The organism is Enterobacter sp. CPE_E863, assembly GCF_046521465.1.
GTDB lineage: Bacteria > Pseudomonadota > Gammaproteobacteria > Enterobacterales > Enterobacteriaceae > Enterobacter > Enterobacter adelaidei.
On record NZ_JBKFZX010000001.1, the window covers coordinates 770,168 to 784,493 of the forward strand.

The 14,326-nt window shown below is 53.8% G+C and carries 11 protein-coding genes; 6 read left to right on the forward strand and 5 right to left on the reverse strand.

The window, feature by feature from the left end:
• The 3 genes from aceF (at window position 1) to traT (ending at window position 4,423) form a co-directional block, all read left to right on the forward strand.
• Window positions 1-1,896: a pyruvate dehydrogenase complex dihydrolipoyllysine-residue acetyltransferase gene (aceF, locus tag ACLHV8_RS03615; protein WP_108089575.1), complete on the forward strand. Its 1,896-nt coding sequence runs from the start codon at window positions 1-3 to the stop codon at window positions 1,894-1,896.
• A gap of 175 nt (window positions 1,897-2,071) precedes the next feature.
• A complete protein-coding gene (gene lpdA, locus ACLHV8_RS03620; protein ID WP_023332094.1) occupies window positions 2,072-3,496 on the forward strand; it encodes a dihydrolipoyl dehydrogenase in 1,425 nt (474 codons plus the stop codon).
• A 195-nt stretch (window positions 3,497-3,691) separates the two neighbouring features.
• Window positions 3,692-4,423 carry a conjugal transfer complement resistance protein TraT gene (gene traT, locus ACLHV8_RS03625; RefSeq protein ID WP_028016706.1) on the forward strand — a complete coding sequence of 244 codons (732 nt, stop codon included), beginning with the start codon at window positions 3,692-3,694 and terminating at the stop codon, window positions 4,421-4,423.
• 70 nt (window positions 4,424-4,493) lie between these two features.
• Here the strand turns inward: traT and ACLHV8_RS03630 are convergent, their stop codons facing one another.
• On the reverse strand, window positions 4,494-5,285 hold the full coding sequence (locus ACLHV8_RS03630; protein WP_208593962.1) for a DUF2950 family protein: 792 nt from the start codon (window positions 5,283-5,285) through the stop codon (window positions 4,494-4,496).
• 10 nt (window positions 5,286-5,295) lie between these two features.
• Entirely contained in the window at window positions 5,296-6,849 is a 1,554-nt protein-coding gene (locus ACLHV8_RS03635; protein ID WP_208593961.1) for a DUF3300 domain-containing protein, read from the reverse strand.
• A 400-nt stretch (window positions 6,850-7,249) separates the two neighbouring features.
• Here ACLHV8_RS03635 and acnB point away from each other — a divergent pair, with 400 nt between their 5' ends.
• Both acnB and yacL read left to right on the forward strand, forming a co-directional pair.
• Window positions 7,250-9,847 (forward strand): bifunctional aconitate hydratase 2/2-methylisocitrate dehydratase, encoded by a 2,598-nt coding sequence (gene acnB / locus ACLHV8_RS03640; RefSeq protein ID WP_208593960.1) that lies wholly within the window; start codon window positions 7,250-7,252, stop codon window positions 9,845-9,847.
• A gap of 190 nt (window positions 9,848-10,037) precedes the next feature.
• Window positions 10,038-10,400 (forward strand): protein YacL, encoded by a 363-nt coding sequence (gene yacL, locus ACLHV8_RS03645; RefSeq protein WP_028016710.1) that lies wholly within the window; start codon window positions 10,038-10,040, stop codon window positions 10,398-10,400.
• A gap of 31 nt (window positions 10,401-10,431) precedes the next feature.
• On the opposite strand, the gene speD is transcribed toward yacL, so the two are convergent.
• The 3 genes from speD to ACLHV8_RS03660 form a co-directional block, all read right to left on the reverse strand.
• Window positions 10,432-11,226: an adenosylmethionine decarboxylase gene (gene speD / locus ACLHV8_RS03650; protein WP_028016711.1), complete on the reverse strand. Its 795-nt coding sequence runs from the start codon at window positions 11,224-11,226 to the stop codon at window positions 10,432-10,434.
• The gene (speE, locus tag ACLHV8_RS03655) at window positions 11,227-12,096 is read right to left on the reverse strand and encodes a polyamine aminopropyltransferase (protein WP_028016712.1); all 870 of its coding nucleotides are present in this window, start codon (window positions 12,094-12,096) and stop codon (window positions 11,227-11,229) included. It abuts the gene before it with no gap.
• A 115-nt stretch (window positions 12,097-12,211) separates the two neighbouring features.
• The gene (locus ACLHV8_RS03660) at window positions 12,212-12,559 is read right to left on the reverse strand and encodes a YacC family pilotin-like protein (RefSeq protein ID WP_028016713.1); all 348 of its coding nucleotides are present in this window, start codon (window positions 12,557-12,559) and stop codon (window positions 12,212-12,214) included.
• Between the two features lie 145 nt (window positions 12,560-12,704).
• Between ACLHV8_RS03660 and cueO the strand changes: the two genes are divergently transcribed.
• Window positions 12,705-14,273 carry a multicopper oxidase CueO gene (gene cueO / locus ACLHV8_RS03665; RefSeq protein WP_208593959.1) on the forward strand — a complete coding sequence of 523 codons (1,569 nt, stop codon included), beginning with the start codon at window positions 12,705-12,707 and terminating at the stop codon, window positions 14,271-14,273.
• Window positions 14,274-14,326 lie beyond the last annotated feature (53 nt).

The window sequence follows — 14,326 nt, forward strand, 5'->3', positions numbered from 1 at the left end:
ATGGCTATCGAAATCAATGTACCGGACATCGGGGCTGATGAAGTTGAAATCACCGAGATCCTGGTCAAAGTAGGCGACAAAGTTGAAGCTGAACAGTCGCTGATCACCGTAGAAGGCGACAAAGCCTCTATGGAAGTCCCGTCTCCTCAGGCTGGCATCGTTAAAGAGATCAAAGTCTCTGTTGGCGATAAAACCGAGACTGGCAAACTGATCATGATTTTCGATTCCGCCGACGGTGCAGCAACTGCTGCACCTGCGCAGGAAGAGAAGAAAGCCGCTCCGGCCGCCGCTGCTCCAGCAGCTGCCGCGAGCGCGAAAGAAGTTAACGTGCCTGACATCGGCGGTGACGAAGTTGAAGTCACTGAAATCCTCGTGAAAGTGGGCGATACCGTTGCGGCTGAGCAGTCACTGATCACCGTAGAAGGCGACAAAGCCTCTATGGAAGTGCCAGCGCCGTTCGCGGGTACCGTTAAAGAGATCAAGATCAACACCGGTGACAAAGTGTCTACTGGCTCTCTGATCATGATCTTCGAAGTGGCGGGTGCTGCACCTGCTGCTGCGCCTGCACAGGCAGCTGCTCCGGCGGCCGCGGCTCCAGCGGTTGCTGGTGGCGCGAAAGACGTTAATGTACCAGATATCGGCGGTGACGAAGTTGAAGTGACCGAAGTGATGGTTAAAGTGGGCGACAAAGTTGCCGCTGAACAGTCACTGATCACCGTTGAAGGCGACAAGGCTTCCATGGAAGTCCCTGCGCCATTCGCGGGTACCGTTAAAGAGATCAAAATCAGCACTGGCGACAAAGTGTCTACCGGCTCTCTGATCATGGTCTTCGAAGTAGAAGGCGCTGCGCCTGCTGCTGCTCCGGCGGCCGCGGCTGCTCCAGCACCAACTGCTGCACCGGCTCAGGCTGCTAAACCAGCTGCTGCCCCTGCTGCAAAAGCGGAAGGCAAATCTGAGTTCGCTGAAAACGACGCTTACGTCCACGCGACTCCGCTGATTCGTCGCCTGGCGCGCGAATTCGGTGTTAACCTGGCGAAAGTGAAAGGGACTGGCCGTAAAGGTCGTATCCTGCGCGAAGACGTTCAGACTTACGTGAAAGACGCGGTGAAACGCGCTGAAGCTGCACCAGCTGCAGCGGCAGGCGGCGGCATCCCGGGCATGCTGCCATGGCCGAAAGTGGACTTCAGCAAGTTCGGCGAAATCGAAGAAGTGGAACTGGGCCGTATCCAGAAAATCTCTGGTGCTAACCTGAGCCGTAACTGGGTGATGATCCCGCACGTTACGCACTTCGACAAAACCGATATCACCGATCTGGAAGCGTTCCGTAAACAGCAGAACGCCGAAGCTGAGAAGCGTAAACTGGACGTGAAATTCACCCCAGTGGTCTTCATCATGAAAGCCGTTGCCGCTGCTCTTGAGCAGATGCCACGCTTCAACAGCTCCCTGTCCGAAGATGGCCAGAAGCTGACGCTGAAGAAATACATCAACATCGGTGTTGCGGTTGATACGCCAAATGGTCTGGTTGTTCCGGTCTTCAAAGACGTGAACAAGAAGAGCATCACTGAGCTGTCCCGTGAACTGACCGTGATCTCCAAAAAAGCGCGTGATGGTAAGCTGACTGCTGGCGAAATGCAGGGCGGTTGCTTCACTATCTCCAGCATCGGTGGCCTGGGTACAACCCACTTCGCACCGATTGTGAACGCGCCTGAAGTTGCGATCCTTGGTGTGTCCAAGTCCGCGATGGAGCCGGTGTGGAATGGCAAAGAGTTCGTACCGCGTCTGATGATGCCAATCTCTCTGTCCTTCGACCACCGCGTGATCGACGGTGCTGATGGTGCGCGTTTCATCACCATCATCAACAACACCCTGAGCGACATTCGCCGCCTGGTGATGTAATCGAAAAGCCGGCCTGACGGCCGGCTTTTTTCTGGTAATCTCATGGTGTTTGTGAGGTTATTGGCGAAAGCGATAATTCGTGAGCCGTTTGTTGTTTCAAAATTGTTAACAATTTTGTAAACTGCGGGCGGATAGAACGACCCGGTGGACGACGGGTATAAATTAAGAGGTCATGATGAGCACAGAAATCAAAACTCAGGTCGTAGTACTTGGGGCAGGCCCGGCAGGTTACTCCGCAGCATTCCGCGCCGCGGATTTAGGTCTGGAAACCGTCATCGTAGAACGTTACAGCACCCTCGGTGGTGTTTGTCTGAACGTCGGCTGTATCCCTTCTAAAGCGCTGCTGCACGTAGCCAAAGTTATCGAAGAAGCCAAAGCGCTGGCTGAACACGGTATCGTCTTCGGCGAGCCGAAAACCGATATCGACAAAATTCGTACCTGGAAAGAGAAAGTTATCACTCAGCTGACCGGCGGTCTGGCAGGTATGGCCAAAGGCCGTAAAGTGAAAGTGGTAAACGGTCTGGGTAAATTCACCGGTGCGAACACCCTGGAAGTGGAAGGCGAAAACGGTAAAACCGTGATTAACTTCGACAACGCGATCATCGCGGCAGGCTCTCGCCCAATCGAACTGCCATTCATTCCACACGAAGATCCACGTGTTTGGGATTCCACCGATGCGCTGGAACTGAAAACCGTTCCAAAACGCCTGCTGGTTATGGGTGGCGGTATCATCGGTCTGGAAATGGGTACCGTGTACCATGCGCTGGGTTCAGATATTGACGTGGTTGAAATGTTCGACCAGGTTATCCCGGCTGCTGACAAAGACATCGTTAAAGTCTTCACCAAACGCATCAGCAAGAAATTCAACCTGATGCTGGAAACCAAAGTCACTGCCGTTGAAGCGAAAGAAGACGGTATTTACGTTTCCATGGAAGGCAAAAAAGCCCCATCCGAACCACAGCGTTACGACGCGGTGCTGGTGGCTATCGGCCGTGTGCCGAACGGTAAAAACCTCGACGCGGGCAAAGCTGGCGTGGAAGTGGACGACCGTGGCTTCATCCGCGTTGACAAACAGCTGCGTACCAACGTGCCGCACATCTTTGCTATCGGCGATATCGTCGGTCAGCCAATGCTGGCACACAAAGGTGTTCACGAAGGTCACGTTGCCGCTGAAGTTATCGCCGGCATGAAACACTACTTCGATCCGAAAGTGATCCCATCCATCGCGTACACCGAGCCAGAAGTTGCATGGGTTGGTCTGACTGAGAAAGAAGCGAAAGAGAAAGGCATCAGCTACGAAACCGCCACCTTCCCGTGGGCTGCTTCTGGCCGTGCTATTGCTTCCGACTGCGCAGACGGTATGACCAAACTGATCTTCGACAAAGAGACTCACCGCGTTATCGGTGGTGCGATTGTCGGTACCAACGGCGGTGAGCTGCTGGGTGAAATCGGTCTGGCTATCGAAATGGGTTGTGACGCTGAAGACATCGCGCTGACTATCCACGCTCACCCAACTCTGCACGAGTCTGTGGGCCTGGCGGCAGAAGTGTTTGAAGGCAGCATCACCGACCTGCCAAACGCGAAAGCGAAGAAGAAATAAGTTTCTTCACGATTGCTAAACGCCTCTTCGGAGGCGTTTTTTTTGTCTAAAGCCTACCCATTATGGTAGGTATCTTATTGATATTTCCGCTAAAAAATTTCTCTCATCTGCCGATACCTTTTTCACCATTGTGTAGCTACTGGCCGCACGGTTTAGGGGTTCTGGACTTTTGATTACACGAAAAAAGGAAATAACATGTCTTTGAAGAAAGTTGCGGTGATTGGCTTAGTGGCAGCAGCGATGACGCTGACCGGGTGTGGTGCTATGACCACTGCGGTGAAAAAACGTAATCTGGAAGTGAAAACTCAGATGAGCGAAACCATCTGGCTGGAGCCATCTAACGAAAAAACAGTCTACATTCAGGTTAAAAACACCTCTGATAAAGACATGAGCAACCTGCAGACGCTGCTGGCAAACGATCTGAGTGCCAAGGGATACAAGGTCACCAGCTCTCCTGACAGCGCATACTATTGGGTGCAGGCTAACGTTCTGAAAGCAGACAAAATGGACCTGCGAGAATCTCAGGGCTATCTGAAAACCGGCTATGAAGGTGCCGCTGTTGGTGCTGCGCTGGGTGCCGGTATTACGGCCTACAACAGCAACTCTTCTGGTGCGGCGTTGGGTGTGGGTCTGGCGGCAGGTCTGATCGGTATGGCGGCGGATGCGATGGTAGAAGATGTGAACTATACCATGGTGACCGACCTGCAGATCTCTGAGCGTAGCAAAGCAAAAGTCACCACCGATAACATCGCGGCACTGCGCCAGGGCACATCGGGCGTGAAACTGCAGACCAGTTCCGAGCAGGGCGATCGTGCTAAGTATCAGACACGTGTCGTGTCTAATGCTAATAAAGTGAACCTGAAATTCGAAGAAGCGAAACCGGTTCTGGAAGCGCAACTGGCAAAATCGGTCGCAAATATTCTGTAAGTTAAAAAGCCGGGCGGCGACTTCGCCTTACCCGGCCTACAGGCCTCGCTGGAGAAGAGCTACCGCACATTCAGGGCTCGACGGGCTGCCAGGTTTTATCAGGAGCATATGAGGCCAGCGCCCGCGCCTTATGCTCCGAATCGCTGCCGAGATCCGACTGAAACACCTTGTCGTCCTGATTTATCAAAAAGCTCATTACGCCCGTCTGGCCGTAGCTGACCGGCCAGGCAACCATTGCGAAACCGTGGTTATCCGGCAAAATTCTGAAGCGATAGCCGTGATACCCAGTACCCGGTTCTTTTGGACTGAATGCCGGACCGAGCGGGCTGGGCGCTTCACCGGGTGATGCAGGCCAGTACAAACCGTCCTTTTTCCCTGTGGTGCTGACGATCTTCTGGGCATACTTCTGGTTCATCGCATAATAGCTCTGCTGTGCATCCACGTAAGCATGTAATGCTTCAATCGCTGCGAGCTCGTTACGCCCAATTTCGCGGGTCAGGATCTCCTCAGCACCTTCTTTGATATCAAATTGCCAGCCGGAATTGGTCTTGATGACCGGAATAGGGAGCTGCCAGTCAGTCTCTCCGACAACAAGATGCGCCGTATTACCTTCAACCACGGTGTTATGACGGACTTTCCAGTCGCGCAGGAAGCGATCGACGGCATCAGGATCAACCCCTTCAGGGGGCAGGAAATCGCGCCAGTTCTCTCCAAGCAGGTTATTCATTGCACTTTCATTCTGATCACGAATGGCATTTGCCAGTGCGTCGGTCGCCTGGTCAGGCGTGCTAAAAGATTGTTGCGCCATCGCCGAGGCCGAAAGCATGAACAACACCATTCCACTGAGTAGTTTACTTTTCATGTCGGCTCCCTTAACGATGTCGAATTTCACGGCGTTCAGCGCGTCCGCCAGCTGCCTGGTGCGGTTGTTGTTGACGAGCGATCTGTCGGCTTTGCGCCCCTCGCTGCTGCTGTGCCTGCCAGTTGGCGGAGCGGCTGTCGTTGCCACTCAGAGCATTAGCCCGGGGTTGACTGATTCGCTGCTGGGTTGTGCGTTGCTGCGCAGGTTGCGAAACCCGTTTTTCATTTCTTTGCGCTGTGGTCTGACGATTATCACGCTGCTGTGTAGTCGTCCGCTTTGTCGTCTGCGGTTTGGTGTCATAGCCACGGTAGTTGTTGCGCTGGGAAATCTGCTTCAGCTGCTCATTTGAGGCCTTGCGCTGGACATCTTTGGTTCCCGGACGTGCCGTTTGAGGGAAGGTTTTACCCGTTGATTTCTCCATCTGGCTGAGGGCGGCCTGACGCTGGCTATCGCGATTAACCGGTTTTTGCTGCGTTGAACTTAACCCTGCGGCCGCGTTGGTGGAGTGGAAGCGGTTGTTGAGCTGGCTCGTCGGATAGGGTACGCCTTCCCGATAAGCCGGGTTGTGCTGCCAGGTGCGGTTGGCATCCGTCAGGCGCTGCCCGCTGATTTTATTGAAGTTCTCAACGTTGATATTGATGTTGTTATCACCGTTGCGGTTATAGCCGCCGTGATTATCCCAGTCGTCATGGTGATGATCCCAGTCATCGTCATCATCCCAGTCGATGCTGCTGAAGATGGCATAGGTTGTCGCGACGCCCAGGCTGAAGCCTAAACCGTTAACGAAGCTGTTGCCAAACTGCTCGCCGGGTGAAGGCGGGAGATAGGTGGGGGGATAAGCGGTGTTTGGCCAGGTTCCGTAAACCGTATTAGGGTTGTAGGTGGGAACGTACACGACTTGTGGATCGGCAGATTCAATTTTGATCACCGTTGGAGCCGGTGCGGACGTTGTGTTTGTCGTGGTTGACTCGCTGGTGCTCGTTTTAGACGGCGCCGCTTTTGTCACCGTGGTGACCGTTTGTTGAGGTGTCGACTGTAAGGCTCCGGTCTTCTGAGCCAGCACGCGCAGGCGTTGAACGGAATCCATCACATCTTTGGGTTGCGCGAGGAACGCATCGCCCAGATTTTGTACCCACGGTGGGTTCTCTCCCATCAGTGACATCAACTGAGGAAAGGCGACCAGCGATTTTACGCTGGGATCCCAGGGTTGGCTGGCAACGGCCTGAATAGCGGCATCACCTTCCATTTTAGGGTTGTCTTTCGACCACTGTGCAGCCTGGATGACGTTGGCCGGGTAGGTTGATGCCATCAAAATTTGCGACAGCAATGCATCCGGGTAGAGCGCGATAGGGGCAACCCACTGATCGATTTGCGCGGCAGAGTACGTAGGTGCCGCGGCAGGAGCAGGGGCTGGTTGGGCTACCGGTGCGACGGGTTGCTGTACGGCCGGTGCCGGAGCAGCAGGCTCCGTTGCACGACTGTTGACGAACATGACGCCAGAGGCAGCAAGCAGCCCGGTACTGCAAAGAAGAACAAGCAGATGTGGCTTAAAAGACAACTTCATAAAATGACTCCAACGAGACAAGCGCTGTGCCGTGAGGCGTTACGGTTGGCGTGAGTATTATTCACCCGTCTTTTACTGTTTTGACTTTTCTTGGGAAACCATCCGGGGTATCCGGATAAAGAGTGTGAGCATTTATTACACAATTATATCTGATGGAGAAAAAACTGAAGCGTCACGGTGCAGAAGATGTCGCAAAATGATGCCCTAAATTCTCGCTACACCATGCTTAACGATTCAGCAAATTTTTTAATGTTGCTTTTTTGTAAACGGATTAACACTGTGCAGAAATCCTGCTATGCTGCCCGACGCGGTATCGGGCATTTACCCTACAAACTGCTGTCTCACAGGAGCGTGAAGAGAACGCCCGCCGCATATGACAATGAGAGCGAGGAGAACCGTCGTGCTAGAAGAATACCGTAAGCACGTAGCAGAACGTGCCGCCGAGGGAATTGTACCCAAACCTTTAGATGCAACCCAAATGGCCGCGCTCGTCGAGCTGCTGAAGAACCCGCCTAAGGGCGAAGAAGAATTCCTGTTAGATCTGCTGATCAACCGCGTACCGCCTGGCGTAGATGAAGCTGCCTACGTAAAAGCCGGATTCCTTGCTGCTATCGCCAAAGGCGAAGCCACCTCCCCACTGGTTACTCCTGAAAAAGCCATTGAACTGCTCGGCACTATGCAGGGCGGCTACAACATTCATCCGCTGATTGACGCGCTGGATAACGACAAGCTGGCACCGATTGCCGCTAAAGCGCTCTCCTCAACGCTGCTGATGTTCGATAACTTCTACGATGTGGAAGAAAAAGCGAAAGCGGGCAATGTCTATGCGAAGCAGGTGATGCAATCCTGGGCTGATGCCGAATGGTTCCTGAACCGTCCTGCTCTGGCTGAAAAAATTACCGTTACCGTCTTTAAAGTGACCGGCGAAACCAACACCGATGACCTCTCTCCGGCGCCGGATGCGTGGTCTCGTCCTGATATTCCTCTGCATGCTCTGGCGATGCTGAAAAACGCCCGCGAAGGCATTGAGCCGGATCAGCCGGGCAGCGTCGGCCCGATCAAACAGATCGAAGCTCTGCAGAAAAAAGGTTTCCCGCTGGCCTACGTGGGTGACGTTGTGGGTACCGGTTCTTCCCGTAAGTCTGCAACCAACTCCGTGCTGTGGTTCATGGGCGACGACATTCCACACGTGCCGAATAAGCGCGGTGGCGGTCTGTGCCTCGGCGGAAAAATTGCTCCAATCTTCTTCAACACCATGGAAGATGCGGGCGCACTGCCGATCGAAGTGGATGTTTCTAACCTGAACATGGGCGACGTGATTGACGTTTATCCGTTCAAAGGCGAAGTACGTAACCACGAAACCAACGAACTGCTGGCAAGCTTCGAGCTGAAAACCGACGTGCTGATCGACGAAGTGCGTGCAGGTGGCCGTATTCCTCTGATTATTGGCCGTGGCCTGACAACCAAAGCGCGTGAAGCGCTGGGTCTGCCACACAGCGATGTATTCCGTCACGCGAAAGACGTTGCGGAAAGCAATCGCGGTTACTCACTGGCGCAGAAAATGGTTGGTCGTGCATGCGGCGTCGCCGGTATCCGTCCTGGTGCATACTGCGAGCCGAAGATGACCTCTGTGGGCTCCCAGGATACCACTGGCCCAATGACCCGTGACGAACTGAAAGACCTGGCGTGCCTGGGCTTCTCTTCCGATCTGGTGATGCAGTCCTTCTGCCACACTGCGGCGTATCCGAAGCCGGTTGATGTGACGACGCACCACACGCTGCCTGACTTCATCATGAACCGTGGCGGGGTTTCCCTGCGTCCGGGTGATGGTGTTATCCACTCCTGGTTGAACCGTATGCTGCTGCCAGATACCGTGGGTACCGGCGGTGACTCTCATACCCGTTTCCCGATTGGTATCTCCTTCCCGGCGGGTTCTGGTCTGGTGGCGTTTGCTGCGGCAACTGGCGTTATGCCGCTGGATATGCCGGAATCTGTTCTGGTGCGCTTCAAAGGCAAAATGCAGCCGGGTATCACCCTGCGTGACCTGGTTCACGCGATCCCGCTGTATGCGATTAAACAGGGCCTGCTGACCGTTGAGAAGAAAGGGAAGAAAAACATCTTCTCTGGCCGTATCCTGGAAATTGAAGGTCTGCCAGATCTGAAAGTTGAGCAGGCGTTCGAACTGACCGATGCCTCCGCTGAACGTTCTGCTGCGGGCTGTACCATCAAGCTGAACAAAGAGCCGATTATTGAGTATCTGAACTCTAACATCGTGCTGCTGAAGTGGATGATTGCAGAAGGCTACGGCGACCGTCGTACGCTGGAGCGTCGTATCCAGGGCATGGAAAAATGGCTGGCCGATCCGCAGCTGCTGGAAGCTGATGCTGACGCAGACTACGCGGCAGTGATCGACATCGATCTGGCGGATATCAAAGAGCCAATTCTGTGTGCACCGAACGATCCGGACGATGCGCGTCTGCTCTCTGATGTTCAGGGCGAGAAGATCGATGAAGTGTTCATCGGTTCTTGTATGACCAACATCGGTCACTTCCGCGCGGCAGGTAAATTGCTGGATACCCATAAAGGCCAGCTGCCAACCCGTCTGTGGGTGGCACCGCCAACCCGTATGGACGCGGCTCAGCTGACCGAAGAGGGCTACTACAGCGTATTTGGTAAGAGCGGGGCGCGTATTGAAATCCCTGGCTGTTCCCTGTGTATGGGTAACCAGGCGCGCGTAGCTGACGGTGCGACGGTAGTGTCTACCTCTACCCGTAACTTCCCTAACCGTTTAGGTACTGGTGCGAACGTCTATCTGGCCTCTGCGGAACTGGCGGCAGTTGCGGCGCTGATTGGCAAACTGCCAACGCCGGAAGAGTACCAGACCTTTGTCGCTCAGGTTGATAAGACGGCGGTGGATACCTACCGCTATCTGAACTTCGATCAGTTGTCCCAGTACACTGAGAAAGCTGACGGCGTTATCTTCCAGACGGCAGTATAAACAGCAAAACCGTCTCCACGAGACGGTTTTTAGTGTTTGCACCCTCTCCCGTGGGAGAGGGACGGGGTGAGAGCATCAGGCTACAAGGCCTCGCTCTCACCTTTTTATTTTCATTCCTCCCACCTCCCACGCTTTTTTTCTGCCTCTCTGCTGCGATAATTACCCTAATGGCTTTGCAGAGGAAAACACTATGGATTACGAATTTCTGCGCGACATCACCGGAGTGGTGAAAGTGCGTATGTCGATGGGCCACGAAGCCGTTGGACACTGGTTTAACGAAGAGGTGAAAGAGAATCTCGCACTTCTTGATGAAGTTGAACAGGCGGCGAATACGGTGAAAGGCAGTGAACGCTCCTGGCAACGTGCCGGACACGAATACACGCTGTGGATGGACGGTGAAGAGGTGATGGTGCGAGCCAACCAGCTTGAATTCTCGGGTGACGAGATGGAAGAGGGGATGAGCTACTACGATGAAGAGAGTCTGTCGCTGTGCGGCGTTGAAGACTTCCTGAAGGTGGTGAATGCATACCGCGAGTTTATGAAACAGAGATAATTTCCCGAAGCATCCTTGCTCCGGGCAACACCTACACGGCCGGAATATTGCGGCCGTAGTAGATTTCGCGCATTTCTTTCCAGAGCAGGTCAGTGATGGCCTTACGCTCTTCTTCGCTCAGATCTTCTGGCTTCGTGTGGAACATGTAGTGCTTAAGGTCGAATTCCTTCAGTAACATCTTGGTATGGAAGATGTTCTCCTGATATACGTTCACGTCCATCATGTCGTACAGCGCCTTCATATCCTCAGACATAAAGTTCTGAATCGAGTTGATCTCGTGGTCAATGAAGTGCTTCATGCCGTTGATATCACGGGTGAAACCGCGCACGCGGTAATCAATGGTGACGATGTCGGATTCCAACTGGTGGATTAAATAGTTCAGCGCGTTCAGCGGGGAGATCACGCCGCAGGTCGACACTTCTATATCGGCGCGGAACGTACACAGCCCACCTTCCGGATGGCTCTCCGGATAGGTATGAACGCAGATATGGCTTTTATCAAGGTGAGCAACAACCACTTCCGGCAGCGGGCCCGGATGTTCGGTTTTGTCGATAAGCTTAGGATCGACGGGTTCTTCGCTCACCAGAATGGTTACGCTGGCACCCTGAGGTTCATAATCCTGTCTGGCGATATTCAGGATGTTTGCCCCGATAATCGAGCAGGTTTCTGACAGGATCTCGGTCAGACGGTTGGCGTTGTAGAGTTCATCGATATAGGCGATGTAACCATCGCGTTCTTCCGCTGTTTTGGCATAGCAGATATCGTAAATACAAAAACTCAGGCTTTTGGTCAGGTTGTTAAAGCCATGTAGTTTAAGCTTTTTCAATTAGCTCACCCCCTTAGTGGATAAGGCGTCCTGAAGATACTGTGGCAGCGCAAACGCTGCGGTATGAACAGCAGGATTGTAGTATCGGCACTGAAGACCCGCCTGATGGAAACGGGCCTGGATAATTTCGGTGGAGAGATGGCGCAGCACGTCGTTATCCGTCGCCCAGGCAAAGGTCATGATCCCGCCGTAGTAGGTCGGAATGGCGGCCTGGTAGAAGCTGACGTCGCCAAAGTAGGTGCTCAGTTTGCGATGGCTATCGAGAGCTTCATCCTGCTGCAGGAAGCAGACGCCATTTTGCGCGACAAAGATCCCACCAGGATTCAGGCAGCGCTTGCAGCCTTCGTAGAAGGAGGAAGTAAACAGCGACGCGCCTGGGCCGATGGGGTCGGTACAGTCCGAGATAATGACATCAAAGGTCTGCGTGGTCTGATTAACGAAGTTAACCCCGTCGTCAATCACCAGATTAAAACGCGGATCGTCATAGCTACCAGCATTGTGGTTGGGCAGGTACTGACGGCAGAAAGAGACCACGCCCGCATCGATCTCCACCATGGTGATGGTTTCAATAGAGCGATGGCGGGAAACTTCGCGCAGCATAGCCCCGTCGCCACCGCCGATAATCAGGACATGCTTCGCATGCCCGTGCGCCAGCAGCGGGACGTGGGTCATCATTTCATGATAGATAAACTCATCTCGCTCGGTCGTTTGCACGACGCCGTCCAGCGCCATGACGCGGCCAAAGGCGGCATTCTCGAAGATGATCAGATCCTGGTGATCGGTTTTCTCATGATAGAGCACGTTATCAACGGCAAAGTACTGACCAAACTGGTCATGCAGTGTTTCATGCCACAACGTGTGGTCGGCCATACGCAGACTCCTCCTTTGTTAACATCCGTTACATTCACAAAAAGTGAGCGAAACATGATAGCTAACTCTCACCGTGGTTGCACGGCTACAGGCTCAACAAGGAGCGTCGGGAAGCTTATTTCACGTAGGCGAGCAGGCTGAGTGAATCGCGAGCCAGCGCTTTGCATTTTTTGGCAGTAGGGATACCAATACCGCTCAGGTCACGGTAGCTGTCTTCACCAAGAGATTTCATGTCGAAGCTGTCGTAATTGCTGAGGTCCCATTGGTTCTGCTGAGCAAAAAAGACCAGCGCGCGGCGAATTTGCCCGTTGGGTAAATTCTGGTAGCCACAATCATTTTTCAGGAATACAAAAACCGCCGTCAGATCGGCCATATCTTCCGCTTCATTTTCACTTAGCGCATAGCTGTTCGCACACATTGCCATCAGGCTGGTGAACAAAATTGTCCTGAAAAACGTCTTCATTGCTTCTACCACTTCTTCACGGAAAAATAACGTTAGCATACTTGGTGCCAGTGCGACGATCTTTATTATTACCGCTTTACTTGACCTTCCGGTAAGGGGAGGGTTTATGCTCAAAAGATCGCCGGCTGGAAATAAGGAAATGAACATGCAACGTCGTGATTTTTTAAAATATTCCGTTGCGCTGGGGGTTGCCAGCGCATTACCACTGTGGAGCCGCACGGTTTTCGCGGCTGACAGACCTGCCTTACCCATCCCGGACTTACTGACTGCTGACGCCCGTAGTCGTATCCAGCTTGTTGTTCAGTCCGGTAAAACGGCCTTCGGTGGACACAACGCTACAACGTGGGGTTATAACGGCAATCTGCTTGGTCCGGCGCTTCAGCTACGTAAAGGGAAAGCCGTCACCGTTGATATTCACAACACGCTGGCAGAAGAGACGACGCTGCACTGGCACGGGCTGGAGGTACCGGGCGAGGTCGACGGCGGTCCGCAAGGGATTATTAAAGCGGGTGGTACGCGCAGCGTTACCTTTACGCCTGACCAGCGCGCCGCGACCTGCTGGTTCCACCCCCATCAGCACGGCAAAACGGGCCATCAGGTGGCAATGGGGTTGGCGGGCCTGGTGCTGATTGAAGATGACGAAAGCCGCCTGCTGCGTCTGCCTAAACAGTGGGGGATCGACGATGTACCGGTGATTGTCCAGGACAAAAAATTCACTGCTGACGGGCAGATTGATTATCAGTTGGATGTGATGACCGCGGCGGTTGGTTGGTTCGGCGACACGCTGCTCACCAATGGCGCGATCTACCCCCAGCACGCCGCGCCAAAAGGCTGGCTGCGGTTACGTCTGCTCAACGGATGTAATGCGCGCTCGCTGAATTTCGCCACCAGCGATAAACGCCCTCTTTACGTGGTGGCAAGCGACGGTGGACTGCTGCCTGAGCCGGTCAAACTGAATGAACTTCCTATGCTGATGGGTGAGCGCTTTGAGGTGCTGGTGGATATCAGCGACGGCAAAGCGTTTGACCTGGTCACGTTGCCGGTCAGTCAGATGGGTATGGCGGTTGCGCCCTTTGACAAGCCGCACCCGGTGTTGCGGATCCAGCCACTGCAGGTTACAGCATCGGGCACGCTGCAGGATACGCTGACGTCGCTCCCGGCGTTACCTTCCCTTGAAGGTTTAACCCAACGCAAGCTGCAGCTTTCCATGAACCCGATGCTCGATATGATGGGTATGCAGGCGCTGATGGCGAAATATGGCGATCGGGCGATGGCGGGGATGCACCACGGGCAGATGATGGGGCATATGAATATGGACCACGGCAAAATGGGCGGCATGGGCAACATGAATCATGGTGACCATGGTTTTGACTTCCACAACGCCAACATGATCAACGGCCAGGCGTTCGACATGAACACGCCAATGTTTGCTGCCACAAAAGGGCAGTTTGAGCGTTGGGTGATTTCTGGCGAAGGCGACATGATGCTGCATCCGTTCCATATCCACGGTACCCAGTTCCGCATTCTTTCAGAGAACGGCAAAGCGCCTGATGTGCATCGCGCGGGCTGGAAAGATACCGTCAGGGTTGAAGGAGGGGTCAGCGAGGTGCTGGTGAAATTTGACCATGCCGCGCCGAAAGAGTTTGCCTATATGGCGCACTGTCATCTGCTGGAGCATGAAGATACGGGGATGATGTTGGGGTTCACGGTATAAAAAAGCCGGGTGGCGGCGTCGCCTTACCCGGCTTACATCTCGAACCGTAGGCC